This window comes from Mesorhizobium sp. B2-2-4 (assembly GCF_006442375.1).
GTDB lineage: Bacteria > Pseudomonadota > Alphaproteobacteria > Rhizobiales > Rhizobiaceae > Mesorhizobium.
Map to the genome: position 1 here is coordinate 1 of NZ_VFWB01000018.1, position 24,699 is coordinate 24,699.

22 protein-coding genes and 1 pseudogene are annotated in these 24,699 nt (G+C 63.5%); 8 read left to right on the forward strand and 15 right to left on the reverse strand.

Annotated features, from left to right (window positions below):
* The 8 genes and pseudogenes from FJ959_RS29855 to FJ959_RS29890 form a co-directional block, all read right to left on the reverse strand.
* Positions 1-411 (reverse strand): annotated as a pseudogene (locus FJ959_RS29855) (NAD(P)(+) transhydrogenase (Re/Si-specific) subunit alpha); the annotation flags it as partial.
* Between the two features lie 87 nt (positions 412-498).
* On the reverse strand, positions 499-723 hold the full coding sequence (locus tag FJ959_RS29860; protein ID WP_140501115.1) for an aa3-type cytochrome c oxidase subunit IV: 225 nt from the start codon (positions 721-723) through the stop codon (positions 499-501).
* 213 nt (positions 724-936) lie between these two features.
* Complete coding sequence (locus FJ959_RS29865; RefSeq protein ID WP_140501117.1) at positions 937-1,086, reverse strand: DUF3096 domain-containing protein; 150 nt, start codon at positions 1,084-1,086, stop codon at positions 937-939.
* A 114-nt stretch (positions 1,087-1,200) separates the two neighbouring features.
* On the reverse strand, positions 1,201-1,968 hold the full coding sequence (locus FJ959_RS29870) for a hypothetical protein (protein ID WP_140501119.1): 768 nt from the start codon (positions 1,966-1,968) through the stop codon (positions 1,201-1,203).
* A 340-nt stretch (positions 1,969-2,308) separates the two neighbouring features.
* Positions 2,309-4,624: an EAL domain-containing protein gene (locus tag FJ959_RS29875; protein ID WP_140580591.1), complete on the reverse strand. Its 2,316-nt coding sequence runs from the start codon at positions 4,622-4,624 to the stop codon at positions 2,309-2,311.
* 136 nt (positions 4,625-4,760) lie between these two features.
* Positions 4,761-8,237, reverse strand: a complete 3,477-nt coding sequence (locus FJ959_RS29880; RefSeq protein WP_140633622.1) for an indolepyruvate ferredoxin oxidoreductase family protein — start codon at positions 8,235-8,237, stop codon at positions 4,761-4,763.
* A 220-nt stretch (positions 8,238-8,457) separates the two neighbouring features.
* A complete protein-coding gene (locus FJ959_RS29885; RefSeq protein ID WP_140633625.1) occupies positions 8,458-9,009 on the reverse strand; it encodes a hypothetical protein in 552 nt (183 codons plus the stop codon).
* Complete coding sequence (locus FJ959_RS29890; protein WP_140525588.1) at positions 8,984-9,598, reverse strand: CGNR zinc finger domain-containing protein; 615 nt, start codon at positions 9,596-9,598, stop codon at positions 8,984-8,986. Before FJ959_RS29890 ends, FJ959_RS29885 begins: the two co-directional genes overlap by 26 nt.
* A gap of 150 nt (positions 9,599-9,748) precedes the next feature.
* On the opposite strand from FJ959_RS29890, the gene FJ959_RS29895 reads away from it, so the two are divergent.
* From FJ959_RS29895 to FJ959_RS29910, 4 genes are all read left to right on the forward strand, one after another.
* The gene (locus FJ959_RS29895; protein ID WP_140633628.1) at positions 9,749-10,654 is read left to right on the forward strand and encodes a branched-chain amino acid ABC transporter permease; all 906 of its coding nucleotides are present in this window, start codon (positions 9,749-9,751) and stop codon (positions 10,652-10,654) included.
* A gap of 291 nt (positions 10,655-10,945) precedes the next feature.
* Complete coding sequence (locus tag FJ959_RS29900; RefSeq protein ID WP_140501131.1) at positions 10,946-11,530, forward strand: TRAP transporter small permease subunit; 585 nt, start codon at positions 10,946-10,948, stop codon at positions 11,528-11,530.
* Positions 11,527-13,323 (forward strand): TRAP transporter large permease subunit, encoded by a 1,797-nt coding sequence (locus FJ959_RS29905; protein ID WP_181172017.1) that lies wholly within the window; start codon positions 11,527-11,529, stop codon positions 13,321-13,323. The genes FJ959_RS29900 and FJ959_RS29905 overlap by 4 nt, the downstream gene beginning before the upstream one ends.
* A 19-nt stretch (positions 13,324-13,342) precedes the next feature.
* The gene (locus tag FJ959_RS29910) at positions 13,343-14,371 is read left to right on the forward strand and encodes a zinc-dependent alcohol dehydrogenase family protein (RefSeq protein ID WP_140501133.1); all 1,029 of its coding nucleotides are present in this window, start codon (positions 13,343-13,345) and stop codon (positions 14,369-14,371) included.
* A gap of 147 nt (positions 14,372-14,518) precedes the next feature.
* Here FJ959_RS29910 and FJ959_RS29915 read toward each other — a convergent pair whose 3' ends face one another.
* A complete protein-coding gene (locus FJ959_RS29915) occupies positions 14,519-15,628 on the reverse strand; it encodes a TRAP transporter substrate-binding protein (protein ID WP_140525590.1) in 1,110 nt (369 codons plus the stop codon).
* Between the two features lie 262 nt (positions 15,629-15,890).
* On the opposite strand from FJ959_RS29915, the gene FJ959_RS29920 reads away from it, so the two are divergent.
* Positions 15,891-16,664 (forward strand): gamma-glutamyl-gamma-aminobutyrate hydrolase family protein, encoded by a 774-nt coding sequence (locus tag FJ959_RS29920; protein ID WP_140633631.1) that lies wholly within the window; start codon positions 15,891-15,893, stop codon positions 16,662-16,664.
* On the opposite strand, the gene FJ959_RS29925 is transcribed toward FJ959_RS29920, so the two are convergent.
* From FJ959_RS29925 to FJ959_RS29945, 5 genes are all read right to left on the reverse strand, one after another.
* Positions 16,665-17,069, reverse strand: a complete 405-nt coding sequence (locus FJ959_RS29925; RefSeq protein ID WP_140633634.1) for a hypothetical protein — start codon at positions 17,067-17,069, stop codon at positions 16,665-16,667. It lies immediately after the preceding gene.
* An 85-nt stretch (positions 17,070-17,154) separates the two neighbouring features.
* The gene (locus FJ959_RS29930) at positions 17,155-18,138 is read right to left on the reverse strand and encodes a 2-hydroxyacid dehydrogenase (protein ID WP_140633637.1); all 984 of its coding nucleotides are present in this window, start codon (positions 18,136-18,138) and stop codon (positions 17,155-17,157) included.
* Positions 18,135-19,157: a LacI family DNA-binding transcriptional regulator gene (locus FJ959_RS29935; protein ID WP_140501249.1), complete on the reverse strand. Its 1,023-nt coding sequence runs from the start codon at positions 19,155-19,157 to the stop codon at positions 18,135-18,137. The genes FJ959_RS29930 and FJ959_RS29935 overlap by 4 nt, the downstream gene beginning before the upstream one ends.
* A gap of 67 nt (positions 19,158-19,224) precedes the next feature.
* A complete protein-coding gene (locus FJ959_RS29940) occupies positions 19,225-20,109 on the reverse strand; it encodes a DMT family transporter (RefSeq protein ID WP_181172018.1) in 885 nt (294 codons plus the stop codon).
* A 173-nt stretch (positions 20,110-20,282) separates the two neighbouring features.
* Entirely contained in the window at positions 20,283-20,690 is a 408-nt protein-coding gene (locus FJ959_RS29945; protein WP_140512837.1) for a DUF2000 family protein, read from the reverse strand.
* Positions 20,691-20,739: 49 nt separating this feature from the next.
* Here FJ959_RS29945 and FJ959_RS29950 point away from each other — a divergent pair, with 49 nt between their 5' ends.
* Positions 20,740-21,609: an AraC family transcriptional regulator gene (locus tag FJ959_RS29950; protein ID WP_140633643.1), complete on the forward strand. Its 870-nt coding sequence runs from the start codon at positions 20,740-20,742 to the stop codon at positions 21,607-21,609.
* 15 nt (positions 21,610-21,624) lie between these two features.
* Here the strand turns inward: FJ959_RS29950 and FJ959_RS29955 are convergent, their stop codons facing one another.
* Complete coding sequence (locus tag FJ959_RS29955) at positions 21,625-22,095, reverse strand: MarR family transcriptional regulator (RefSeq protein WP_140501145.1); 471 nt, start codon at positions 22,093-22,095, stop codon at positions 21,625-21,627.
* Positions 22,096-22,509: 414 nt separating this feature from the next.
* On the opposite strand from FJ959_RS29955, the gene FJ959_RS29960 reads away from it, so the two are divergent.
* The gene (locus tag FJ959_RS29960; protein ID WP_140512833.1) at positions 22,510-23,577 is read left to right on the forward strand and encodes a GTP-binding protein; all 1,068 of its coding nucleotides are present in this window, start codon (positions 22,510-22,512) and stop codon (positions 23,575-23,577) included.
* 128 nt (positions 23,578-23,705) lie between these two features.
* Positions 23,706-24,680 carry a WD40 repeat domain-containing protein gene (locus FJ959_RS29965; RefSeq protein WP_140513541.1) on the forward strand — a complete coding sequence of 325 codons (975 nt, stop codon included), beginning with the start codon at positions 23,706-23,708 and terminating at the stop codon, positions 24,678-24,680.
* Positions 24,681-24,699 lie beyond the last annotated feature (19 nt).

Consider the following 24,699-nt stretch of genomic DNA (forward strand, 5'->3'; position numbering starts at 1 on the left):
GTTAGCCTGCGAGGACAAGACGTCCATCGACTGGGCGCGCGTGATGCGCGGCATGAATTCCATCGCAAAGGCCGTCACCCCGGCCTTGGCCAGCGCCGCGACGGCGGCATCGTTGCCATAGGGATCCATGATGGCGATGACCGCAGCGCCTGACTTGTAGCTTTTCAGCTCCGCATCGGTCGGCCGGCGCACCTTCAGCACCACGTCGGCCTTGGCCACATCGCCGGCCTCGCCGATCGAAGCGCCCGCCTTGGCGAACTCCTCATCGGGAATGCGCGATCGCGTGCCGGCACCGGCCTCCACAACCACTTCAAGACCCAGGCCGGCCAGCCGTTTCACCGTATCGGGCGAAGCCGCGACGCGCGGCTCGTTCGCATCGAGCTCACGAGGGATGAAAACCGTCTGTCCCACCGCATGATCCTTTCGGCTGGAACCTGTTTGCGCAAAGTGTCGGCCGGGGCGTCCGGCGACGTCAAAGGCAATGGGGTTTTGGAAAGACTATCGCAGAATGAAGGCGCCGACGGCCATGATCAGGACGAACAGGATAGTCGCCGAGAAGAAGCCGCCCGCGAAGAAACCGAAAGCCATCGCCAGAAGTATGGCGCCGCAGAAGAGTGATCCGTATTTGGCCAGCATGAGGAAGCCCGCATAGGTGCGGTCGTGCTCGGCATAGTCCATCTTCGCGCCCAGTTCGACAGGACCGGTCGGCGTGTGCTCAGCCATAGGAATACCCCTTCGAAGACATCTTTCAGGCACATAGCGAAAAGCCGCGCCGAGAGCAATGGCGCTATTGCCGCATCGCAGCCGACAACTGCCTCAAGGGAAATTTGAAGCAAAGCGCCCCTGCGTTCGGCAGAATCGCCGAACCGCTCCGGCTGCTTGTTTTCGCGCAATCCCGGACGAAGCCGGCTGGCGCGTCAACCGCGCTGTCCGTCTTTAGCCGGCGAGGTGCGGAAACAATCCAAGCAGGCCGGCTATGATCAGGTAGAGCGCGACGATGTAGTTCAGCAGCCGTGGCATGACCAGAATCAGCACCCCGGCGATCAGCGAGATAAGCGGCGTGAGCGCGAGCTGGGAAATATGCATGTCGGGGTCCTTTTGGCAGATACGTCGAAATGAAGACGCGGAGCGTCAACGCGCCGCCGTCATCAAAACGCGGATCTGGCCGGAAAGCTCCGGAGCTTTGCAAAATCAGGGGCCTCAGGCGGCCTCACGATAATATTTCGCCGTCGGCACGATAGACAAGGGCGTCAGCCGATTGATGGCCGGATTGGCGAACATCAACCGCTGTTCCATGGGCGTCGACCTGAAGAATGGGAAACGTTCGAGCGTCAGGCGCATATTTTCGCCGGCGGGGATTTCGAACAGGGCGATCCGGGTAAGAACGCCCGGAAACTCCTTAGCCTCGGTCCTCTGCACGGCATTGAAGTAACGAGAATAAAAATTGGAATGCTCGACCTTGACCGGCGTCAGCACAGAGTTCTGGCCAAAATAGAGCGAGGCCACCATGGCAAGCCTGAGTGTCAGAAACGGCAGCACTCCGGGTGCCGGCGCGGCATCAGGATCGGTTGCGAAGCGGGTTCCGTCGATGAAGGTTTCTCCGCGGGCAAGGCGCTCGATCAGTATTTCCGGATAGGCATCAACGGAGGGCGAATTCGGGTGCTCGATGGAAATGTAATGGAAGCGGATTGTGCTCACCAATTCGCCGTAGCAATAGACACCGAATCGGTAGGAATTGGGTAGATTGTCCCAGCGATCCTCGAACATGCCGCTGGCGAGCGGGCCGCACATGCCGGAGCGCAGATAGGACTTATAGCGAAGCCGGTAAATCGCTTCCAAATCCTCGCCCCCGGTAATGAGGCGATAATCGACATGCTCAAGCAGTTGCATCATCGATCGATTCAGCACCGAATCCCCGGCTGTGCTTACCCCGCCAGACGCATTCCTTGTAGCTGTTGCAGCATCCATCGTCTGTCCTCGAATTCGACCTAGGATAGGCTATTCGAGTTGAAATGAGACACAAGCCGAAATTTAGATCTTGTTGATTTACATTCCGTTAACCTTAATGGCCGGGAGCCGCTTGAGAATATCTTACTGAGCAATCGTCCGAGCGATTGCCACTGAGAGGATGTGGATCATGCCTCCGATACATCTGCGTAGTGAGGAAGACCTTTCAGCAGCATTGCGCAAAGGCAAAATCACGGCGGAACCGTATCCTCTCATCGAACGATTGAGTTCGACATCAAAGAGCATCGTGCGACTCGCAACGCGCGGGGAATCCAATCGAGCGAAGTCGAAAATTACGGCGCTAACGGACCGTCCGTTTACCGGTGCGACGCAGGTCAGCGGCGAATGGCCAGGTGACATTCGACATCGTCTCGATACCCGACGCACTGAGCGCGGCACCGAACAGGAAGCCCTGCACGAGATCCGGTTTCACTTGCAAGGCCAGGATCTTGAGCTGCTCAAAGGTCTCGACGCCTTCGACAGTCACCGAAAGTCCAAGCGGCCGCGACAGATTGACAATGCCCTTCAGCAGCTCCAGCGAACGCTTGCTCTGGGTGACGTCCATCAAGAAGGAGCGATCGATCTTGATCTTGTCGAGCGGCAGCTTGTGCAGATAGCTCAGGCTCGAATAGCCGGTACCGAAATCGTCAAGTGCGATGCGCACACCGATCTGCTTCAGTTCCTCGATGTATTGACGTGTCAGCGACTTGTCATCGAGCAGCGCCGTTTCGGTGACCTCGATCTCCAGCCGGCCGGCGGCAAGGCCGGAGCTGGCCAGAGCGTCGCGAACCTTCTGGATGACGTCCCGGTTGCGGAAATCCTTGGCGGAGAGATTGACCGAGACGCTGGTGTGGTCCGGCCATTTGGCGCATTCGGTGCAGGCTGCCTGCAGCACGAAGGTGCTGATCTCGGAAATGATGCCCATTTCCTCCGCCAGCGGAATGAAGATGCCTGGCGAAATCGGCCCGAGGTCGGGATGGTCCCAGCGGCACAGCGCCTCGCAGCTGGCGATGCGCATCGTGCTCATCGCCACGATCGGCTGGTAGACGACGCGCAGGGCCTTGCCTTCCACCGCGCTGCGCAGATCCGCCTTCATCAGCTGGCGGTTGCGGAACGCAGCGTCCATGGCGGCCTCGAACAGCCGCCAGCCGTTCTTGCCGAGCTCCTTGGCCTTATAGAGCGCCAGGTCCGCCTTGACGATCATGGCGTCGACGTCGGTATCCCTGACCCGCGACAGCACGGCGCCGGCGCTGGCCTGGATGCGCAGCCCGTGGCCGGCGACGTCCACCTCCCCTTGCAACGCTGCAAAGATCTCGTCGATCTGAAGGGTCAGATGGCTTTCATCCTCTATACGGTCGAAGAAAACCATGAATTCGTCGCCGCCGAAGCGGCTGACGGTGATGCCTTGTCCCGCAATGGCGGCAAGACGCTCGGCCACCGCGTAGATCAATCCATCGCCGATCGGATGCCCGAGCGTGTCGTTGACACTCTTGAAATCGTCGAGGTCGAGCACGGCAAGGCCGCAGAGGCGGTCACGGTCGCCTGACGCCATCGCCTCGCCGATCAGTTCGTGGAAATAGGCGCGATTGGGCAGGCCGGTGAGATTGTCATAGCGCGCCATGAAGCGGATCTTGTCTTCCGCCTCGACGCGCGCCGTCACGTCCTCGAAGGTGATGACTCCGAGTTCCTGGCTGCCTTCGCGGGCGGAGAATTCGTAATGTTGGCCATTGGCGAGCGAAACCAGGACCTTACGGTCGCGGCCCTCGCGCAATGCACGCGTCAGCTGGGCTTCGATGTAGCGGCAGTCCTTTGGGGCCAGCATGCCGCCCACGACGCCGCGCATCAAGAGACCATGGATTGACCGCCCAAGCAGCGCATCGGCCGATTTGAGCGACATCAGATGCGCGGCCTCGGCATTGGCGACCGCCACCCGACCGTCCGGGCCAAGCATGACGAGGCCATGCGACATGGTATTGAGCGCGCGATCGAATCTGAGCGCGAGCTTCCTCGCTTCCTTGTGGCCGATGACGGCCGAGAAAAGCACATCGCGGACGTGGTCGGCGCTGTTGATCGTGACGAAAGTCAACGGGATGATCATCAGACCGAGAATGACCGAAGGCACATCCATGCGCAGCAAAAGTGCAAGTGCTGCCGGACCAATGAAGGTCACGGAAAAAACCCGCACCATAATGGGAGAGCCATAGTTCCTGCCAACAACCGTCACCAAGGTCGCGATGGCCAGCGACGTCGCGGCCAGTTCGGCAAAGGGATCGGGATAGACATAGATCGATATGAAGCACAGTGCGCCCAACGTGAGGCCCTGCACGCTGCCCTTGAGGATGTAGTTACGCTCCCACCGATGCGCCTCCTGGACGTCGGCTATTACACCGCCTGCCTTCCGGAAGGCGCGAATGCCGAAATAGCGGTAAAGGCAGATGGACAGCAGAACAAAAGAGAAAGCCAGGAACAACGGATTGTTCGTACGCAAGTAGATCATTAGCCCGAGGATCCAGTAGCACACGCCACCGATCACCAGCATGTGGGCGTTGTCGAACAACGACCGCACAAACTGGATATAAACATCCGCTGGGATGTTTTCGGTCTTTGTTCTGCCCATGTCGTCGGCCCAACGCTAGGCCTCGTCATCTCACATCCGCCTTAAGAAAGGCTTAGAACAGCGGTTTTGGGCGGCTTGCCGAAGGCGCGCAAAGCAGGACAGACTGGGAGAATTGGGCTTTAGGTAAACAAGGCCATCACTCGGCGGCCTGGAGTTCCGCCCTCGCTGATGTGCCGGACAGGCGCTCGAGCAGCCTTTGGCGCTCGCCGGCTGCCTTTTGAGCGCTGGCTTGGCGAACATGGCCGTAACCGCGGATGAGTGCCGGCACCGAGACGAGGGCCGTGGCGGCCTCGATGGTGTCCGGTGCCAGCGAGTTGGCGACGCGTTGCAGGTCGGCCTCATATTGCGCCAGCAATTGCCGCTCCATGCGCCGCTCGGCGGTGTAGCCGAACAGGTCGAATGCTGTCCCGCGCAGGCCCTTCAGCGCCGCCAGCATGCGGAACCCTTTCATCATCCAGGGACCAAAGCTCGATTTCCTCGGTTTGCCGTCACTGCCGCGACGGCCCAGGATCGGCGGTGCCAGGTGGAATTCGAGTTTTTCGTAACTCTGGAACTGCTTGCCGAGTTCGGCGGCGAAGGAGCCGTCGGTATAGAGCCGCGCCACCTCGTATTCGTCCTTGATCGCCATCAGCTTGAACAGGTTCCTGGCCGCCGCTTCCGTCACGGCGCTCGAACCGGGCGCTGCCTTGGCTTCGGCCGCGCGCAGGGCAGCGATCCTGCCGGCGTAGCGCTTGCCATAGGCGGCGTTCTGATAGGCGGAAAGGAAAGCGATCCGGCGGGCAATGATTTCGTCCAGCGTCTGGGCAATCGTGGCGGGTTGGCCGTCCTTGCCCGGCTGGACGAGGCCACGCACGAAATCCGGCTGATGCGCGGCGCGGCGGCCCCAGCGGAAGGCGGCGATGTTCATCCCCACCGCCTCGCCGTTCAATTCGATCGCCTTTTCGACGGCTTGCGCCGACAGCGGCAGACCGCCATGCTGGAAGGCGAAGCCGAGCATGAACATGTTGGCGCCCAGCGAATTGCCGAACAGGGCGGTGGCTGTGCGGGTGGCGTCGAAGAAATGCGCCTTGTCGTCGCCGGCAGCAGTGCGGATCGCCTTCTTCAAGCGTTCGATGGGCAGCGAGAAATCGGCCGAGCGGGCAAACTCGCCCGGCATGATCTCGGCAGTATTGGCGAGGAAGATGGTGTGGCCCTCGCGCACCGCGGCCAGCACCTTCTTGGCGCCCGACACGACGAGATCGCAGCCGAGCACGAGATCGGCTTTGCCGGCCGAGACACGGATGGCATGGATGTCATCGGGCGTGCGGGCGATGCGGACATGGGTGAACACCGAACCGCCCTTCTGGGCAAGCCCGGCCATGTCGATCATGCCGCAGCCCTTGCCTTCGAGATGAGCCGCCATGCCGAGCACGGCGCCGACGGTGACGACGCCGGTGCCGCCGACGCCGTCGATGATCGCCGCCCAGCCCTGTTCGCCGAGCGGGAATTCGGCGGCTGCTGGAACGCCGTCGAGCGGATCGGTCTTGCCGGCGATGCCTTCGGCCTTGCGGATCTTGGCGCCATGCACCGTGACGAAGGACGGGCAGAAGCCATTGACGCAGGAAAAATCCTTGTTGCAGCTCGACTGGTCGATCCGGCGCTTGCGGCCGAACTCGGTCTCCACCGGCTGGATGGAGACGCAGTTCGATTGGACGCCGCAGTCGCCGCAGCCCTCGCAGACCAGTTCGTTGATGAAGACCCGCTTGTCGGGATCGGGAAAGGTTCCGCGCTTGCGACGGCGGCGCTTTTCGGCGGCACAGGTCTGGTCGTAGAGCAGGATCGAAACCCCGCTGACGCCGCGCAGCTCGCGCTGGACGAGGTCGAGATCGTCGCGGTGATGGATGGTGGCGCCGGCCGGGAACTCGACCTTGCCGGCATATTTGTCGGGTTCGTCGGTGACGACGGCGATGCGCTCGATCCCTTCGGCTCGCACCTGCCTGGCGATCATGTCCACCGTCAGGCCGCCTTCATGCGGCTGGCCGCCGGTCATGGCCACCGCGTCGTTATAGAGTATCTTGTAGGTGATGTTGGCGCCCGACGACAGCGCGAAGCGGATCGCCAGCGTGCCGGAGTGGTTGTAGGTGCCGTCGCCGAGATTCTGGAAAATGTGGTCGCGCTTGGAAAAGGGCGCCTGGCCGACCCACTGCGCCCCCTCGCCACCCATGGCGGTGAAGCCGACAGTATTCCTGTCCATCCACAGTGCCATGAAATGGCAGCCGATGCCGGCCGCGGCGATCGAGCCATCCGGCACCTTGGTCGAGGAATTGTGTGGGCAGCCGGAGCAGAAGAAGGGCGTGCGGGAGCCGATGTCCGACGCGTCTGCGAGCATGGCCTGGAACTGGCGCAGCTTCGCCACCCGCGCTGAAATCTCTTCCGACGGACCGATGGTTTTCACGATCCTTTCGCCAAGGGCAATGGCGATTTCGTTGGGGTCGAGCGCGCCCTTGGCCGGAAACAGCCAGTCGCCGCGCTCGTTCTTCTTGCCGACGATGACGGGCTGCGTGGCGGTGCCGTAGAGGCTCTCGCGAAGCTGCACCTCGATCAGCGAACGCTTCTCCTCGACGACGACGATGGTGTCGAGGCCGCGCGCGAACTCGGCAATGTGCTGGAAATCGAGCGGCCAGGGGCAACCGACTTTGAACAGCCGCACGCCGATGCGGCCGGCGGCCGCCTCGTCGATGCCGATATCCTCGAGCGCCTGGCGGACGTCGAGATAGCTTTTGCCGATGGTGATGATGCCGATCCTGGGATTGCGGCCGCCCGAATAGACGACGCGGTTCAGCCCGTTGGCATGGATGAAGGCCGACGCGGCGGCGCGCTTGTACTCATGCAGCCGCTCCTCCTGGCCGAGCATGTCGATCTCGTGGCGGATGTTGAGGCCGCCGGGCGGCATGTCGAACTCGGGATTAACGATGTTCAGACGCTCGATCGAGGCATCGACCGAGGCCGTCGATTCGATGTTGTCCTTGACGCATTTGATGGCCGCCCATGTGCCGGCGAAGCGCGACATGGCAAAACCGTAGAGCCCGTAATCGATTATCTCCTGGACACCGGCCGGGTTGAGGATCGGCACCATGGCGTCGACGAACAGGAATTCGGTGGCATGCGCGTTGGTCGAGGATTCGGCCATGTGGTCGTCGCCCATCAAAGCGAGCGCACCGCCATGTTTCGACGAGCCGGCCAGATTGGCGTGGCGGAAGACGTCGCCGGAGCGGTCGACCCCCGGACCCTTGCCGTACCAAACCGAAAAAACGCCGTCATGGGTGCCTTCGCCCAGCAGTTCCGTCTGCTGCGATCCCCAGCAGGCGGTAGCGGCGAGTTCCTCGTTAAGGCCGGGCTGGAAGACGATGTCGGCCTGGGCGAGCTGTTTTTTTGCCTTCCACAGCTGCATGTCGAGGCCGCCCAGCGGCGAACCGCGATAGCCGGAGACGAAGCCGGCCGTGTTCAGGCCCGCGCGGCGGTCGCGCTCGCGCTGCATCAGCAGCATGCGGATGACCGCCTGGGCGCCGGACAGGAAGATGCGTTCCTTCCCCAGGTCGAACTTGTCGTCGAGCGCGACGTCGTGCAGCGTCATCAGGCATTTCCTCTGCGGAGGCCGCGCGGGGGCAGGCAGCCAGCGTCGGGATCGGATGACGCATCCTTTCTCCCCTTGCAAGACAGGTCAAACGAAATCGGACGTGCCAGGCAACGCGCAACGAACGATCCGCCGTCATCCCTTGCCCGGTATGAAATCGCCCCGCGAGCAATGTCCGGCGTACGAAAATTTCGCTTGCCTTTCGGCTTGGCGGCGAGCGTCAGGTCCCCTTGGAGCAGTCGGGCTTCGGCTCGCCCGGCAGCTTGCCGTCGGGGTGGCCTACGAGATCGGGATTGGCGGTGTAGAGCTGGTCAATGACGAGCGGCCGGTCGGGCAGGATGGACTGGTCTTCGGTGGACATCAGCGTGGTGTCGATCTTCTGCAGGACCGCGCCGTCGGAACCCTTGATAGCGATGGCGATCGTATAAGGCTTGTTCTTGACGACGCAGGTCAAAGCCGGGCTCTCCAGCGTCACCTTGTCGAGCTTGGGCCAGACCTTCTGCTCGACCACCAACGGCGCGCCGCCGGCCGGATCCTGGAAGCTGGCGACCGCGACCTGGCCCTCTCCCATCGGCCGCAAGGGCCGCAGCGTCACGACATAGGTCGCCCTGGCGAGACGATAGTTGAAGACGAATATCTTGCCCGAAATCTCGAACAACTTGCCTTCACCGTCCTTGCCGGTGTCGCGGCAGGCGCCGAGCGCCATCGCCGCGATCAGCGCCATGCCGAGCAGGGCTGAACGAGAGCTAGTCCTGGACATTGTTGACCTCATTGGCCGCCCTGCGGCGGCGATAGTGGCGGCTTGCCTTCTGGCGGTTGCCGCAGACCGCCATGTCGCACCACAGGCGGCTGGAATTGCGGCTGCGGTCGACGAACAGCCAGGAGCAATTGGGGCAGATCCTGAGCCTGGCGACCGTGTCCTCGCGCAGCAGCGACAGGGCGGAAACCGCCAGTGCCGCTTCGAATGCGATCGGCGTTGCCGGATCGCCGAACGGCTTTCCGGGCGTTGCGATCTCGGTCCGACTACCGGCAAGACCGTCGGCGCAGGCCGCCAGGAGGCCGGAGAGATGATCGGTAGCGACCGTGCCTTTCGACACCGCGTGGCGAAACAACCGGTCCGTCGCCTCGCGGATCGCCAGCACGACAGGCGCGATTGCAGCCGGCGCGGAGACCGCCAGCCGCCTGCCGCCAAGCTCGGCGGCGCGAAAGCCGCTCGCCGCGTCCGCGAAGTGGGCGATCTCGCGCGGATCGTCAAAACGGTCGAAGGTCCTCTCCGGATCGGCACGCAGCACGACGGTGTTCGCCGTGTCGAGCGCGAGCAGGCCGCCGGTGAAGCGGTGCGGGGTCCAGGATACCGTCATGTCCGAAATCTAACTGATAAATGGCATTTGACAAGTTAGATTCGACGATGCAAGTCTGCCCTGAAGCGGGTATTGCCGCTCTCTGTCTGGAGCGTATCGTCGTCCCAAAACCGCTATGCGCTTTGGGCGACATGCCCCGAGGATTTTCGCATGCTGTATCTGTTCCAGCAGGTCCTGAACGGGCTGCATTCAGGCGCACTCTATGCGCTGCTGGCGTTCGGCTATGTGCTGACCAACGGTATCCTGCACCGCACCAACCTGGCCTATGGCGCGCTGTTCGCCTTTTGCGGACAGACGATGATCCTGACCGCCGCCTTCGGCTACCAGGTGCTGTGGCTGACGCTGACGGCGGCGGTGGTGCTCGGCATCGCAGCGGCTTTCCTCTACGCCGCGCTTATCAGCTGCGTCCTGTCGCGCAGCGTCTTCGAACCGCTGGCCGACCGCTCGCCCAACGCGATCGTGGTGACCACGCTTGGCATCCTGCTGGTTTTGTCGGAAGCAAGCCGCATCGCGGCCGACACGCATGATCTGTGGCTGCCGCCTATGCTGGCGCAGCCTGTCGTTTTCGCGCAGGATGCCCGCTTCAAGGCGACATTGACGCTGATCCAGCTGCTCGATTGCGCCGTGGTGCTGGCGGCGGTGGCGCTTGCGGCATGGGCCTTTGCCCATTCGAATTTCGGCCGGCGCTGGCGCGCCGTCTCCGACGATCCCAAGGCGGCCGCCATGTGCGGCGTCGATGTGCGCGCCGTGTTCCGCCACGCAGTGCTGTTCGGCGGTTTCTGCGCCGCGCTGGCCGGCGTCATGGCCGGCCTCTATTACGGCAATGTCAGTTTCGGTTCCGGCCTCGTCTACGGGCTGAAGATCCTGTTCGTGACGGCGGTCGGCGGCTATCTCTCACCGCCGCGGGCGGCCCTGGGCGCTGCCGCCTTCGGCATGGCCGAGTCGCTGTGGGCCGGCTATTTCCCGGTGGAATGGCGCGACGCATGGATGTACCTGTTCCTCGTCGCCATGCTGGTGCTGATCGGCGCTGGCCGCGACCAGACCAAGATCGCGTGATCAGCATCAGACTTTGGTTGCATGACGCCTGCCACCGATGAGCCTGTTTCGGCAACGAAACGATCTCCTTAACGCTTTGATTTTGCCCACGAACCCTGCCGGAAGCCGGTTCCGGTTTTCCGAGCCCTGCGCCGCAGCCCTGCGCTTCGTCGGCTTCCTCGTCTCACAACCGCGTTGACAGCGCCGCTCCTGTGTTGACCCGTCCTGCCACGCACGGCATACGGTTAGGCCACAGCGGCGCGGCGTAAAACAACGGGGAGCCGTCGCGCCTCGGACAAAAGGGAGGAATGCATGGCAGGGCTTCTCGCTCTATCCAGGACGATTGACCGTGTGAACGAGTTCATCGGCAAATGGATATCGTGGTTGATCCTGCTGGCAATCCTGGTGAGCGCCGCTAACGCGACCATCCGCAAGGTGTTCGACACCTCGTCGAATGCGTGGCTGGAGCTGCAATGGTACCTGTTCGGCGCCGCCTTCATGCTGGCGGCGGCCTATACGCTGAAGCAGAACGACCATATCCGCATCGATATCGTCTACGGCCTGTTCCCGCGCCGCGTGCAGCACTGGATCGACCTTTTCGGCCATGTCTTTTTCCTGATGCCGTTCGTGACGCTGATGGTGATCTATTTCGTCCCCTATGTGTCGCTGTCGTTCCGCAGCGGCGAAATGTCGAACAATTCCGGCGGGCTGATCATCTGGCCGGCAAAGGCGATCCTGCTGGTCGGCTTCTTCCTGCTAGCGCTGCAGGGCATCTCCGAGATCATCAAGAAGATCGCCATCATGCGCGGCGACATGGACGACCCGACCCCGTTCATATCGGCGCATGAGCAGGCGGAACTCGAAGCCAAGGCACTGGCCGACGAGGTGCGCTCGTGATCGAGTTCATCGCCCAGAACATGGCGCCGATCATGTTCGCCTCGCTGGTCCTCTTCCTGCTGATCGGCTATCCCGTCGCCTTCTCGCTCGCCGCCAACGGACTTTTGTTCTTCTTCATCGGCGTGCTGGTCTCACCCTATTCGGGCGGCTCGATCAATCTCGCCTGGCCGCTGCTGCATGCGTTGCCGGATAATTTCTACGGCAGCCGGGTGATGTCGAACGACACGCTGCTGGCGATCCCTTTCTTCACCTTCATGGGCATCGTGCTCGAGCGATCGGGGATGGCGGAAGACCTGCTCGATACGATCGGCCAGCTGTTCGGGCCGATCCGCGGCGGGCTTGCCTATGCCGTGATCTTCGTCGGCGCGTTGCTGGCCGCCACGACCGGCGTGGTGGCGGCATCGGTCATCGCCATGGGGCTGATCTCGCTGCCGATCATGCTGCGCTACGGCTATGACCGCCGGCTGGCGTCCGGCGTCATCGCCGCGTCCGGAACGCTCGCCCAGATCATCCCGCCGTCGCTGGTGCTGATCGTGCTCGCCGACCAGCTCGGCCGCTCGGTCGGCGACATGTATGCGGGCGCGCTGATCCCCGGCATCGTGCTGACCAGCCTCTACATGCTCTACATCCTGATCATGACGATCGTCCGGCCGAATTCGATGCCGGCGCTGCCGCTGGAAGCACGCACGCTCGGCCACGGCGTCGTGTCGCTGCTGGTGGCGTTGCTGGCGGCGGTGGCGATCTCCTACGCGGCCTACCGCTATCTCGCACCGACCCATGGCGACAATGCCGACATCCTCGGCGCCAGCATCGGCGTGGCCGTGATCTATATCGTTGCGATCGCCGATCAGCGCCTGAAAATCAACATGATGTCGCGGCTGGCGCAGCAGGTCGTGATCGTGCTGATCCCGCCATTGGCGTTGATCTTCCTGGTGCTGGGCACCATTTTCCTTGGCATCGCCACTCCAACCGAGGGCGGCGCCATGGGCGCTGTCGGCGCGCTGGCGATGGCGGCGATCAAAGGCCGGCTGTCGCTCGACGTGGTCAGGCAGGCGCTCGCTTCGACGACAAGGCTGTCGTCCTTCGTGCTGTTCATCCTGATCGGCGCGCGCGTCTTCTCCCTCACCTTCTACGGCGTCAACGGCCACATCTGGGTCGAGCATCTCCTGACCTCGCTGCCGGGCGGCGAGGTCGGCTTCCTGATCGGCGTCAACATCCTGGTCTTCGTGCTTGCCTTCTTTCTCGATTTCTTCGAACTGGCCTTCATCATCGTGCCGCTGCTGGCACCGGCCGCCGACAAGCTCGGCATCGACCTGATCTGGTTCGGCGTGCTTCTGGGCGTCAACATGCAGACCAGCTTCATGCATCCACCCTTCGGCTTCGCGCTGTTCTACCTGCGCTCGGTCGCCGCCCGGGTGCCCTATCTCGACCGCTTGACCGGCAAGCAGATCGCGCCGGTGACCACGGGTCAGATCTATTGGGGCGCCGTGCCGTTCGTCTGCATCCAGGTGATCATGATCGGGCTCACCATCGCCTTCCCGCAAATGGTGATGCACTACAAGGGCACAGCGGTCGATTCCGGCACGATCGACTATACGGTGCCGGAGGTGCCGGGACTGACGCCGCTCGGCACGCCGCCGGCCGGGAGCGGCCCCGCACCCGCCACTGGCGCCCCGCCGCCCGCCGCGCCTGCCGCGCCCGACCTGTCGCAACCGCCGAACTTCGGCGACACGGCGCCCGCCAAACCGGCGGCACCACAGCCGGATCTGTCGCAGCCGCCGAATTTCAACTGATGCCGGAGGTCGCAAAACCATGAAAGCGGTACGGCTGGAAGCGGTTGGCAGCATCACGCTGCGCGAGGTCGCCAAGCCGGTTCCCGGGCCTGACGATCTGCTGGTGCGCATCGAGTCCTGCGGCGTCTGCGGCACGGACCGGCATCTCTTCCACGGCGAGTTTCCCTGCCGGCCGCCGGTAACGCCCGGACATGAGTTCTCCGGCATCGTCGAGGCAATGGGACATTCCGTGAGCGGCTTCTCGATCGGCGACCGCGTCACCGGCGATCCCAACATCGCCTGCGGACGCTGCCGCCATTGCCATGCCGGCCGCATCAATTTGTGCAGCAATCTCAATGCCATCGGCATCCATCGCGACGGCGGCTTCGCCGACTACGTCGTGTTGCCGCAGAAACAGGCCTTCATCCTGCCCGCGGACTTGAAGCCGACGCACGGCGCCTTCTGCGAGCCTCTCGGCTGCTGCCTGCATGGCGTGGATCTGGCCGAGATCAAGCCCGGCTCCTCGGTCGCCATACTTGGCGGCGGCGTGATCGGCCTGCTCACAGTGCAACTGGCAAGGCTTGCAGGGGCGACGACCATCATCCTGTCGACGCGACAGGCATCACGGCGCGCACTGGCCGAGGAGCTCGGCGCGACGGCAACGGTCGACGCAAGCGCCGCCGACGTCATCGATGCCATCTCCGGGCCAGCGGGACTGGTGCCCGGCGGTGTCGACGTGGTGCTCGAATGTGCCGGTGTCCAGGAAACGGTCGAGCAGTCGCTGCGGCTGGCGAGGGCCGGCGGCACGGTCGTCATTGTCGGCGTGGTGCCGCAAGGCATGAGGGCGGCGTTCGAGCCCTTCGATCTTCTGTTTCGCGAGTTGAAGGTTCTCGGCTCCTTCCTCAATCCCTACACGCACCGCCGCGCCGCCGAGCTGATCGCTTCGGGCGCGATCGAGATCGACCGGCTGATCTCCAGGCAGGTGCCGCTGGAAGAGGCCGCCGCGGTAATCGCCAACCCGCCTGCCGCCGGCGAGGTCAAGGTGGTGGTGGTGCCGGACCGAGGCTGAGTGCCGCTGTCGCTTCGAACCCGTTCTACCCCCGGCCCTGCGGCGCAAGTTTCGACGCCTTCGACTATCGATGTTTCCAGCACCGACGCCCAACGAATAAACCCCGGACTACCGAGTCCGGGGTCTTCGAAATAAGGCAGAAAAACCTTACAGCTTGCCGTTGCGCTGCTGGACCATCATGAAGGTGTCGTAATTGTACTCGGCCACCTGCGCCCAGAGATAGTGCTCCTTACGGAAGCCCTTGATCGAGTCCCAGATCTTCTTGAACGGCGCGTTCGAGGCTTCCATTTCGGCGTAGACCTCATTGGCCTTCTCGAAGCAGGCGGACATGATCTCCTGGCTGAACGGACGCAGTTTGGCGCCGCCGGCCACCAGCCGCTTCACCGCCGCAGGATTGAGATAGTCGTATTTCTGCAGCATGTTGGCATCGGCGGCTTGCGCGGCGGTATGCAGCAGCGACTTGTAAGTCGGCGAAAGTTCTTCGTATTTCGCCTTGTTGAACATCAGGTGGACGGTCGGGCCGCCTTCCCACCAGCCTGGATAGTAGTAGTAGGGCGCGACCTTGTAGAAGCCGAGCTTCTCGTCGTCATAGGGGCCGACCCATTCGGCTGCGTCAATGGTGCCCTTTTCGAGCGCCGGGTAGATGTCGCCGCCGGCGATCTGCTGCGGCACGACGCCGAGCTTCTGCACAACCTTGCCGGCGAAGCCGCCGATGCGCATCTTGAGGCCGGAAAGGTCGGCCACCGTGTTGATCTCCTTGCGGAACCAGCCGCCCATCTGCACGCCGGTATTGCCGCCAGGCAGGCCGAACAAGCCTTGCGTGGCGAGAAATTCGTTGAACAGGTCGATGCCGCCGCCATGATAGTGCCAGGCATTCATGCCGCGCGCGTTGAGCGAGAACGGAACCGCCGCGCCCAGCGCCCAGGTCGGATCCTTGCCCCAGTAATAATATGCCACCGTGTGGCAGGCCTCGACCGTGCCGGCGGTCGTGGCGTCGGCCGCCTGAAGGCCGGGCACCAGCTCGCCAGCGGCGAAGACCTGTATCTGGAAGTTGCCGTCGGTGGCTTCCGAAAGCATCTTTGAGAAGACCTCGGCGCCGCCATAGATCGTGTCGAGCGATTTGGGAAAGGACGACGCCAGCCGCCACGTCACCTTTGGATTGGACTGGGCTATGGCCGGCGCGGCGAGCGTGGCGGCGGCCACAGCGGCGCCAACGCCGGTCGTCCCGGCCTTGCGGATGAATGAACGACGATCCATGAAGTCCTCCCTTTTGGATCAACAAACCGACGTGCGGCGCATGCTCGATGCCCCGCACGGCTGGGCGAAACAATACACGGGCAAGGAGTCGAGTCCAGCGTGGCGGCCTGATTTGACGGCGTGTGCGCAGGGCCTTGCAACTATAGTCTAACGGGCCGTTTGGTGGCCCATCCGACGGACCGAAACTTGTCATGGAAAAATGTGCTGGGATCGCCTATTTTGAAGGCAGGATTCCCCGGCCCAGATGGAAAACAAAGCCAAAATGCAGCAGCCGCTCGTCGCCATATCGACCGACGTCCGTCAATTCGACAACTACACCTGGCATGCCGCCCCACAGCAATATCTGGAGGCGGCGATAGCCGGCGCCGGCGTGTTTCCGGTGCTGGTGCCTTCGTTCGGCGAGCGGCTCGATTTCGATGAGCTGCTGTCGTCGGTCGACGGCGTCATGCTGACCGGCTCGAAATCCAACGTCGACCCCTCGCTCTATGGCGGCGATGCCAGCGAGGCGAACGGCCCGTATGATCCGGCACGCGACGCCACCACCTTGCCGCTGATTCGCAAAGCGATCGAGCGTGGCGTGCCGCTGCTTGCCATCTGCCGCGGCATCCAGGAGATGAACGTGGCGCTGGGCGGCACGCTGGGCACTGAAATCCAGGAGCGTGAAGGCTCGCTCGACCACCGCGCGCCGGTGAGCGACAATCAGGACGAACGTTTCGCGATTCACCAGACCGTTTCGATCAAGGCGGGCAGTTGCCTGGCCGGTGTGTTTGGGGCCGGCGACATGAAGGTCAACTCTTTGCACCGCCAGGCAATCGGCCGGCTTGGTTCGAAGCTGCAGCTCGAAGCCGTGGCCGACGACGGCACCGTCGAGGCGGTCTCTGTAAAGGATGCCCGCGCCTTCGCGGTCGGCGTCCAGTGGCATCCCGAATACTGGGTCAAGTCGGATAGTAACTCGGCCAAGATCTTCCGGGCCTTCGGCGACGCGGTTCGCCTGCATGCGGCTGCCAAAGCCGGCGCCCGCGCGGCGGCGGAGTAATCAGTCGTTGGTGCTCGGGTCCCCGGCGGCCGCCAGCGACAGCAGCGGCAGTGCAGGAGCGTAGGATTCGAATCCGTCGCCATCGGCGACCGCGAAGGTGACGATCGGATCGACGCCGTTGACGCTGAAGGCGACCGTGCCGTCCTCCTGCTCGCGCCAGAATTTCGCCCGCTCGATGCCTGGCATCAGTCGGCTACAGTTCGGAGCCACCGTCAAAAGCGACAGGCCGTCCGAGACGGTGGCGCCGCGTTTGATTGCGCAAACCCCCTCATCACCATTGGCGACCAGCCTGTAGGTGTCGGGCGGCGCGGCCTCTTCAGCGACGCTTTCGCCAGTGCCGCCATGAAACAGCTGAACGCCGCCAAACAGGGCGGCGGCTCCGATCAGTACGGAAAGCGTTTTCATGCTGATCCTCATCCATGCGTACGGACAGGATGAAGAATGATTTCAAAGGGTTAAGCTGACGTTAATAAATATGGCAGCCGACCGCTCAGCCGCGCGCCTTCACATGCACCGTCTCGGGCACAGGTGTAATCGGCCGGCGCTCGCTGAACCAGGACACCAGATTGTCGACGCACAGATCCGCCATGGCGCGACGTGTGTGCTCCGACGCCGAACCTACATGCGGCAACAGACTGGCATTGGTCGCGTCAAGCAGCGCCCGCGGCACGTTCGGTTCGTCGGCGAAGACATCGAGCCCGGCGGCGGCGATAGTGCCCTTGGCGAGGGCTGTCGCAAGCGCCGCCTCGTCGACCGTGCTGCCGCGCCCGATATTGACGAAGACGCCGTTGGCGCCAAGCGCCGACAGGATCTCGGCATCGACCGCCTTTTCCGTCGAGGCGCCGCCCGGGACCACCGAAATCAGCGTGTCGACTGCTTCGGCGAGGCCCTTCAGCGTCGGATGATAGGGGTAGGACAGGCCCTCGACCCGGCGCCGGTTGTGATAGGCGACGGGCAATCCGAACGCCTCCAGCCGGCGGGCGATGGCGAGCCCGATGCGGCCCATGCCGAAAATGCCAGCGCTGCGGCCGCGCAAGGTAAGCCGGCTCAAGGGATAGTTGCCCTTGCGCTGCCAGCTGCCGTCGCGCAGCCAGGCTTCGGCGCGCGGCAGGTCGCGCACGGTGTTGATCAGCAGGCCGATGGCGGTGTCGGCGACCTCCTCGGTCAGCACATCCGGCGTGTTGGTGACCATGATGCCGTGATCGCCAGCGTGGCGGGCATCGACCGAATCGTAGCCGACGCCGAAACTGGCGACGATCTCAAGCTTCGGCAATGCATCCATGAAGGCCGCGCTGATGCCGCCGAACGAGGCGATGGCGCGCACGTTGTCGCGCATATCATCGGTGACCAGGGATGGGTCGGCGCGCTCGATCCCGACACGCCTGAATGTCCGGTCGATGCGCTCGACCGCGTGGTCGTTGAAATGCCCCGGCACCAGGATGGCGACGGTTTGCAGTTGCTCGGGCTTTGTCATGCACGCTCCACCGGCTTGCCGGTCGACTGTCGCACATGCAGTTCCGGCTTGATCAGTTCCTGCGAGGGCCGCACCGTCTGCCCGTTCAGCTTGTCGAGCAGGGCGCTGGCGGCGCGGCGGCCAACCTCGCGCTGACCGTTCCACACGGTGGTCAACGCCGGCGTGGCGATTGCCGCCTCCTCGAGATCGTCGTAGCCAGTGACCGATATGTCCAGGCCAGGCACCAGGCCGGCGCGCGCGATGCCGTTCATCAGGCCGATGGCGACGAGGTCGTTCCAGCAGCAGGCGGCTGTCGGTTTGTCCTTCAGCGCCAGGAACTGTCCGGCGGCCTCGAAGCCGGCTTGCTTGGTTCGCGGGCCGGGGATGCGCCAGGCCGGCCGCACTTCCAGCCCGGCGGCCTCCATGGCGTTGACATAGCCCTGGTAGCGGTCGCGGCCGGTCGAGGTCTGGTCGGTGCCGCCGATCATGGCGATGCGCTTGTGGCCGAGCGAGATCAGGTGATTGGTGGCAAGCCCCGTGCCATAGGCATCGTCGCCGCGAAAAACCGGCACGTCGGCGCCCTCGACGGTGCGCGCGATCAGCACCGCCGGCAGGCCGTTTTCCTCGGCCATCAGAATATCCGAGGCCGGAGTGCCGATGGCCGGCGACATGATGACGCCGTCGGCGCCGAGCTGCAAAAGCGTGTCGATGAAAGTGCGCTGCTTCTCGAGCTGGTCGTAGTGATTGGACAGAATGAAGGTCTGGCGGCTGCGGTCGAGCTCGCTTTCGATCGAGCGCAGGATCTCGGCGAAGAACGGGTTCATGATGTCATGCACGACGACGCCGACAATGCCCGAACGCGAGGTGCGCAGGCTGGCGGCACGGCGGTTGTAGATGTAGCCGATGGCGCGGGCATGTTCCTTGATGCGGTCGCGGGTGCCACCTGCGACCAGCGGGCTGTCGCGCAGCGCCAGCGATACCGTGGCCGTGGACACGCCGAGCGCATCCGCGATCGTCGACAGCTTGATCTTCTGTGCCAGCCTTCCGCTCCCCCGTCGTTTTTTTAAACTGTTTAAAGGCGGCCTTATGCCACCCTTCGAGGCTAAATCAAAGTTTTTTTGCCAGCGCTTCCGCCTCGATGTCCAGCACCGCACGATTGCGCAGGCGCAGCCGGTGCTCGCGATGGACGATGTAGAGACCGCTGGCGACGATGACGGCGGCGCCGACGAGCGTCCAGCGGTCGGGGAACTGCTTGAAGACGATGAGCCCGGAAAGGATCATCCACACCATCTGCGAATAGGGATAGGGGGCGAGCGCGGTGGTGGTGGCCATGCGATAGGCCTGCACCAGCAGCCAGTGACCGACGCCGCCAAAGACGCCGAGCATGAGCAGGATGAACCAGTGCCAGCCATCATGCGGCAGGGAAAACGAGAACGGCAGCATGGGCAGGAGCACCACCGCCGGGGCCAGTGCCGAAAACAGGATGAGGCTTTCCGATGTCTCGGTCGCCGACATGCGCCGGGTCATGATCACATAGAAGCAGTTCGACAGCATCGAGCCGAGCGCGAACAGGTGGCCGATGCCGAAAACGCCGACTCCCGGCCTTGTGATGATCAGAACCCCGGCGAACGCGGTCAGGATCGCCAGCCACCGCCGCCAGCCCGCCCATTCGCCAAGCAGCGGGCCGGCAAGTGCGGTGATGACCATCGGCCCGAAGAAATAGATCGATGTCGTCTCGGCCAGTTGCAGGGACCGCAGCGCCAGCACGTTGAAGATGGTCGAGCCGAACAGGAACAGCCCGCGCAGGACATGAGCCGGCAGGTTGGCCGGACGGAACCGCGCCGGTTCACGCCAGCCGCGCAACAGCGCGCCGACCAGCACGACATGCACGGCAAAGCGCACCCAGGCGACGACAAGCGCGGAGACGCCGGCTAGGACGAGGTATTTGCTGCTGGTGTCGAGAAAGGTGAAGAAGACATAGGTGGAAAGCATGCACAGGATCGCCACCGGCGGCGTCGCGCTTTCTGAAGATGTTTGGGGAGCACTCACTTGCAGGCCGAATGGAAAGCTGGGCTGAGGCCCACCTTTTGCGGCAATTGCGGGCGTGCGGCAAGCCAAAAGCGGCTGGCACAACAAGACGCGCCGACAGGCTCAGGCCGGCGCCGTCAGGGATGCATGCGAGCACCCTTGGTGATCTTGTCGACCGTCTTCTTGTCGGCGCGCAATGCAATGCCGACCACCTTGGCGTCTTCCGGCGCGAATTCGGCGAAGACGGCGCGGTTGGCGGCGTCGAACCCGGTCGAGAACATCTCCTCGACATAGAGCGAGCTCGTTACTCCGCGCTCCAGGGCGCGGCTGTGGATCGCGCCGAGTGTCACCTGGTCGGCGGACAGCACGATGACGGGCTGGATCGACAGCGGGTTGTAGACATTGCCGGCGCGGTCACGATAGGGCTCGCCGATGATATCGGGGAACTGCGCGACGACGCCGCTGGTCAGGAATGCGGTGACGTTGAGTTTTTGCCAGACCGGCAGATCATCCCTGAGCACGATTGCAAATTTCGTATCGAACATGAGACAGTGACCATTCGTGGTTATGCCCCTTTCAAGGCGAAAGGAAGCGATGTCGCTCGATCTAGGCAGCCAGGCGTTCCAGGGTCTTGGACGTTTGTGCGCGGAGGCTGCGGAAAACTGCATCATTCCCGCCCGCGACCCCGCCGGCATGGAGCGCATCGAGGCGCGATTCCACGGTAGCGCCTTCGACCTGCATCGCCACGACACCTATGCGATCGGGGTGACGCTGCAAGGCGTGCAGAGCTTTCGCTATCGCGGTGCGGTGCGGCATAGCCTGCCCGGCCAGATCATCGTCCTGCATCCCGACGAACTGCATGATGGCGGCGCGGGAACCGAGGACGGGCTGCGCTACCGGATCCTCTATCTGGAACCGTCGCTGATGCTGGACTGCCTCGGCGGCGCATCGTTGCCTTTCGTCAGGCAAGCCGTGGTGGCGGACGAACGCCTGCGCGCGACCTTGCTTTCGGCGCTGGGTCCACTGGAGGAGGAACTCGACGAGTTGTTCGTCGCCGACTTCCTGGCGCAACTTATGCAAGGGCTCGCCCGCCATGCCGGCCAGCCGGCGAGAGCGGTGCCGGGAACGGCCTGGCGGGCGGCCGCTCTGGCGCGCGACTATCTCACGGAAAACTCTGCCCGGCCCGTGCGATCCGACGAGTTGGAGGCGGTTACCGGGTTCGACCGCTATGCCTTGTCCAGGCATTTCCGCGCCGCTTTCTCCACCAGCCCGCATCGTTTCCTTTTGATGCGCCGGCTTCAGCGCGCGCGACGCATGATCGCCGCCGGCGAGCCGCTGGCACAGATCGCGGCCGAGGCCGGTTTCAGCGACCAAAGCCACTTCAACAGGCAATTCAAGAAGGCATTCGGCATGACGCCGGGACGCTGGTCTTCGCTGATCCGTGGGGCCGCAGCGGCAGCCTGATCACCGCACCGGCGGTCAGTCGTCCGACTCGGCGTCGTCGTCGATCAAGGCCAGTTCTTCGTTCGAAAGATTGGCCTCGATGCGGGCAAGAAATTTGAACAGCGCCTTCTGGTCCTTCTTGTCGAGGCCCTTCAGCGCCTGCTTTTCGGTCTTCTTCACCGACTTTTCGATGGCGCGGATGGTCTCGCGACCGGTGTCGGTGAGAAAGATATGCGCCTGGCGGGCATCGGCGTCGGAGGCGCGCTTTTGCAGAAAACCCTGTGCCTGCAGCCGATTGATGGTCTTGGTGATGGTGGGCGGGCGCACGCCGAGCCGGCCAGCCAGATTGCCCGGGGTCTGGCCGTCCTCGCGGTCGAGCGCCAGCATGATCTGGTCCTGGCCGGCATAGAAGCCATGCGCCAGCAGCCGTGCCGCAAGCGCTGTTCTTGCCAGCCTTGCCGCCGAATGCAGCCGGCTCATTGTCGCAGTCTTGTCCGCCTTGGCCATGGTCATCCCTCTTCGGCCATACCGGTGCGGGCAGCATAGACGCAGCCGGCCGGTTGGCAATCGACGATCAAAAAAGATTCCGGCGCCTGAAACAGCTTTGCCGGCAAGCATTGCGGTACCCGCCGTGGCTAATGCCAGATGATTATTTCAGTTAGATGACAAACGACTTTTCGCGAAAGCGATTGCGGTGGATCGGCCGGCCGTGGTCGTCCACAGGCTCTTTTTGCGCACCGATACCGCATGGCCTGCAGGGCGCCGCCAGCCGCCTAGTTCGACGAGACGCTGACCTAGGGATTGGACCGCAGCCATTCGCGGTTTGCCTCGTGCAAAAGCCCGCCGCGCATCCTATATGGAGCCGACAATCCCTTTCGAGGCCGCCGAAATCTTTCAAGGCCCATCCATTCGAGGCAAGCCATGAGCGACGCACAGACGCAGATCCCCGTAACCGTTCTGACCGGCTATCTCGGCGCCGGCAAGACGACGCTGCTCAACCGCATCCTGTCGGAAAACCACGGCAGGCGCTACGCCGTCATCGTCAACGAATTCGGCGAGATCGGCATCGACAACGACCTGATCGTGGAATCCGACGAGGAAATCTACGAGATGAACAATGGCTGCGTCTGCTGCACGGTGCGCGGCGACCTGATCCGCGTCGTCGAGGGCCTGATGCGCCGGCCCGGCCGCTTCGACGCCATCGTGGTGGAGACCACGGGTCTCGCCGATCCGGTGCCGGTGGCGCAGACCTTCTTCATGGACGACGACGTGCGCTCCAAGACCAAGCTCGACGCGGTGGTGGCGCTGGTCGACGCCAAGCACCTGCCGCTCAGGCTGAAGGATTCCAAGGAAGCCGAGGACCAGATCGCCTTCGCCGACGTCGTCGTGCTCAACAAGACCGACCTCGTCACACCAGAAGAACTCGCCAAGGTCGAAGCGACGATCCGCGCCATCAACCCGGCCGCAAGGATCCATCGCACCACCCGCGCCGGCGTGGCGCTGTCGGAAGTGCTCGACCGCGGCGCCTTCGACCTGTCCAGGGCGCTGGAGAACGACCCGCATTTCCTCGAGGCGCATGACGACCACCATGATCATGACCACGACCACGATCATCACCACCACGATCATGACGGGCACGATCATGACCACGATGGGCACCACCATCACGCGCATCCATCCGACATTCATGACGTGACGGTGCAGTCGGTTTCGCTGCGCGGGGGCGAGATGGATCCGAAGAAATTCTTCCCCTGGATCGAGAAGGTCACCCAGATGGAGGGGCCGAACATCCTGCGCCTGAAAGGCATCATCGCCTTGAAGGGCGACGACGAGCGTTACGTCATCCAGGGCGTGCACATGATCATCGAGGGCGACCACCAGCGCGCCTGGAAAGACGGCGAGAAGCATGAGAGCCGGCTGGTGTTCATCGGTCGCGAACTGGACCCCGAACGGCTGAGGAAGAGCTTCGAGGCCTGCCAGGCCGCTTGATTTCCGGACTTTATGGCGGTAGCGCTGCCCGCTCTTCCTTCTCCCCTTGCGGGAGAGGGTGGGGCCGCGCCTGGCGCGCTGGCGGCTCCCGAGACGACCAGCAACAATCTGGAATGGACCTGTCCTACATGCCGACCGTCGCCCCGCTTGATCTCGAAGGCCATTGCCTTGCCGCCGTCTTCCTCGGCGACGTGCCGCATTTCGCGCTGGCCGACGGCACCGTCCATCGGCTCGACAATGGCCACAAGACGGTGCAGGCCAATGACGGGCTGCTCGCGGCCTTCCACGATGCCGCCAATGACCGGCTGCTCACCGGCGGCGAAGACGGCAAGGTGTTTGCGGTGAAAGCGGGCGGCGAGGCCAAGGAATTGGCGAGCGCGGGCAAGAAGTGGGTCACCAGCGTCGCCGCTGGCCCGCAAGGTGCCATCGCCTACGCTACAGGCAAGACCGCCTATGTGCGCTTTGCCGACGGCCACACAAAAGAGTTCGCCCATCCGCGTTCGGTCGAGGGGCTGGCATTTTCGCCCAAGGGCATGCGCTTCGGCGTAGCGCGCTACAATGGCGCGACGCTGCATTTCCCGGCCGCCGAGGGCAAGCCGGTGGAGCTCGAATGGGCTGGCGCCCATACCGGCATCACCTTCTCGCCGGATGGCGCCTTCCTGGTCACCACCATGCAGGAAAACGCGCTGCACGGCTGGAAGCTGGCAGACGGCAAGCATATGCGCATGAGCGGCTATCCTGCGAAGGTCAAAAGCCTGTCATGGAGCGTGAAAGGCAAGTGGCTGGCGAGTTCCGGCGCGCCGGCGGCGATCGTCTGGCCGTTTTCAGGCAAGGACGGGCCGATGGGCAAGGCGCCGCTGGAACTCGGCACGCGCGGCAATGCGATGGTGACCTCAGTCGCCTGCCATCCAAGCCAGGATGTTGTCGCCATCGGCTATGAGGACGGCATGGTGATGGCGGTGCGTTTTTCCGACGCCAAGGAAGTGCTGTTGCGCCGCCCCGGCAAGGGCGCCATCACCTCGATGATGTGGGACAGGGAAGAACGCCGCATCGCCTTCGGCAGTGCCACCGGCGACTGCGGCGTTATCGACATCACGGGTTAGGGGAGTAGGGGAGTAGGGC

Bases quoted from the DNA above. Each gene is read 5' to 3' on its own strand.
- FJ959_RS29860 (WP_140501115.1), bottom strand. From the start codon at position 723: ATGGCTGAGCACACGCCGACCGGTCCTGTCGAACTGGGCGCGAAGATG.
- FJ959_RS29865 (WP_140501117.1), bottom strand. From the start codon at position 1,086: ATGCATATTTCCCAGCTCGCGCTCACGCCGCTTATCTCGCTGATCGCC.
- FJ959_RS29870 (WP_140501119.1), bottom strand. From the start codon at position 1,968: ATGGATGCTGCAACAGCTACAAGGAATGCGTCTGGCGGGGTAAGCACA.
- FJ959_RS29875 (WP_140580591.1), bottom strand. From the start codon at position 4,624: ATGGGCAGAACAAAGACCGAAAACATCCCAGCGGATGTTTATATCCAG.
- FJ959_RS29880 (WP_140633622.1), bottom strand. From the start codon at position 8,237: ATGACGCTGCACGACGTCGCGCTCGACGACAAGTTCGACCTGGGGAAG.
- FJ959_RS29885 (WP_140633625.1), bottom strand. From the start codon at position 9,009: ATGAGGTCAACAATGTCCAGGACTAGCTCTCGTTCAGCCCTGCTCGGC.
- FJ959_RS29890 (WP_140525588.1), bottom strand. From the start codon at position 9,598: ATGACGGTATCCTGGACCCCGCACCGCTTCACCGGCGGCCTGCTCGCG.
- FJ959_RS29895 (WP_140633628.1), top strand. From the start codon at position 9,749: ATGCTGTATCTGTTCCAGCAGGTCCTGAACGGGCTGCATTCAGGCGCA.
- FJ959_RS29900 (WP_140501131.1), top strand. From the start codon at position 10,946: ATGGCAGGGCTTCTCGCTCTATCCAGGACGATTGACCGTGTGAACGAG.
- FJ959_RS29910 (WP_140501133.1), top strand. From the start codon at position 13,343: ATGAAAGCGGTACGGCTGGAAGCGGTTGGCAGCATCACGCTGCGCGAG.
- FJ959_RS29915 (WP_140525590.1), bottom strand. From the start codon at position 15,628: ATGGATCGTCGTTCATTCATCCGCAAGGCCGGGACGACCGGCGTTGGC.
- FJ959_RS29920 (WP_140633631.1), top strand. From the start codon at position 15,891: ATGCAGCAGCCGCTCGTCGCCATATCGACCGACGTCCGTCAATTCGAC.
- FJ959_RS29925 (WP_140633634.1), bottom strand. From the start codon at position 17,069: ATGAAAACGCTTTCCGTACTGATCGGAGCCGCCGCCCTGTTTGGCGGC.
- FJ959_RS29930 (WP_140633637.1), bottom strand. From the start codon at position 18,138: ATGACAAAGCCCGAGCAACTGCAAACCGTCGCCATCCTGGTGCCGGGG.
- FJ959_RS29940 (WP_181172018.1), bottom strand. From the start codon at position 20,109: ATGCTTTCCACCTATGTCTTCTTCACCTTTCTCGACACCAGCAGCAAA.
- FJ959_RS29945 (WP_140512837.1), bottom strand. From the start codon at position 20,690: ATGTTCGATACGAAATTTGCAATCGTGCTCAGGGATGATCTGCCGGTC.
- FJ959_RS29950 (WP_140633643.1), top strand. From the start codon at position 20,740: ATGTCGCTCGATCTAGGCAGCCAGGCGTTCCAGGGTCTTGGACGTTTG.
- FJ959_RS29955 (WP_140501145.1), bottom strand. From the start codon at position 22,095: ATGGCCAAGGCGGACAAGACTGCGACAATGAGCCGGCTGCATTCGGCG.
- FJ959_RS29960 (WP_140512833.1), top strand. From the start codon at position 22,510: ATGAGCGACGCACAGACGCAGATCCCCGTAACCGTTCTGACCGGCTAT.
- FJ959_RS29965 (WP_140513541.1), top strand. From the start codon at position 23,706: ATGCCGACCGTCGCCCCGCTTGATCTCGAAGGCCATTGCCTTGCCGCC.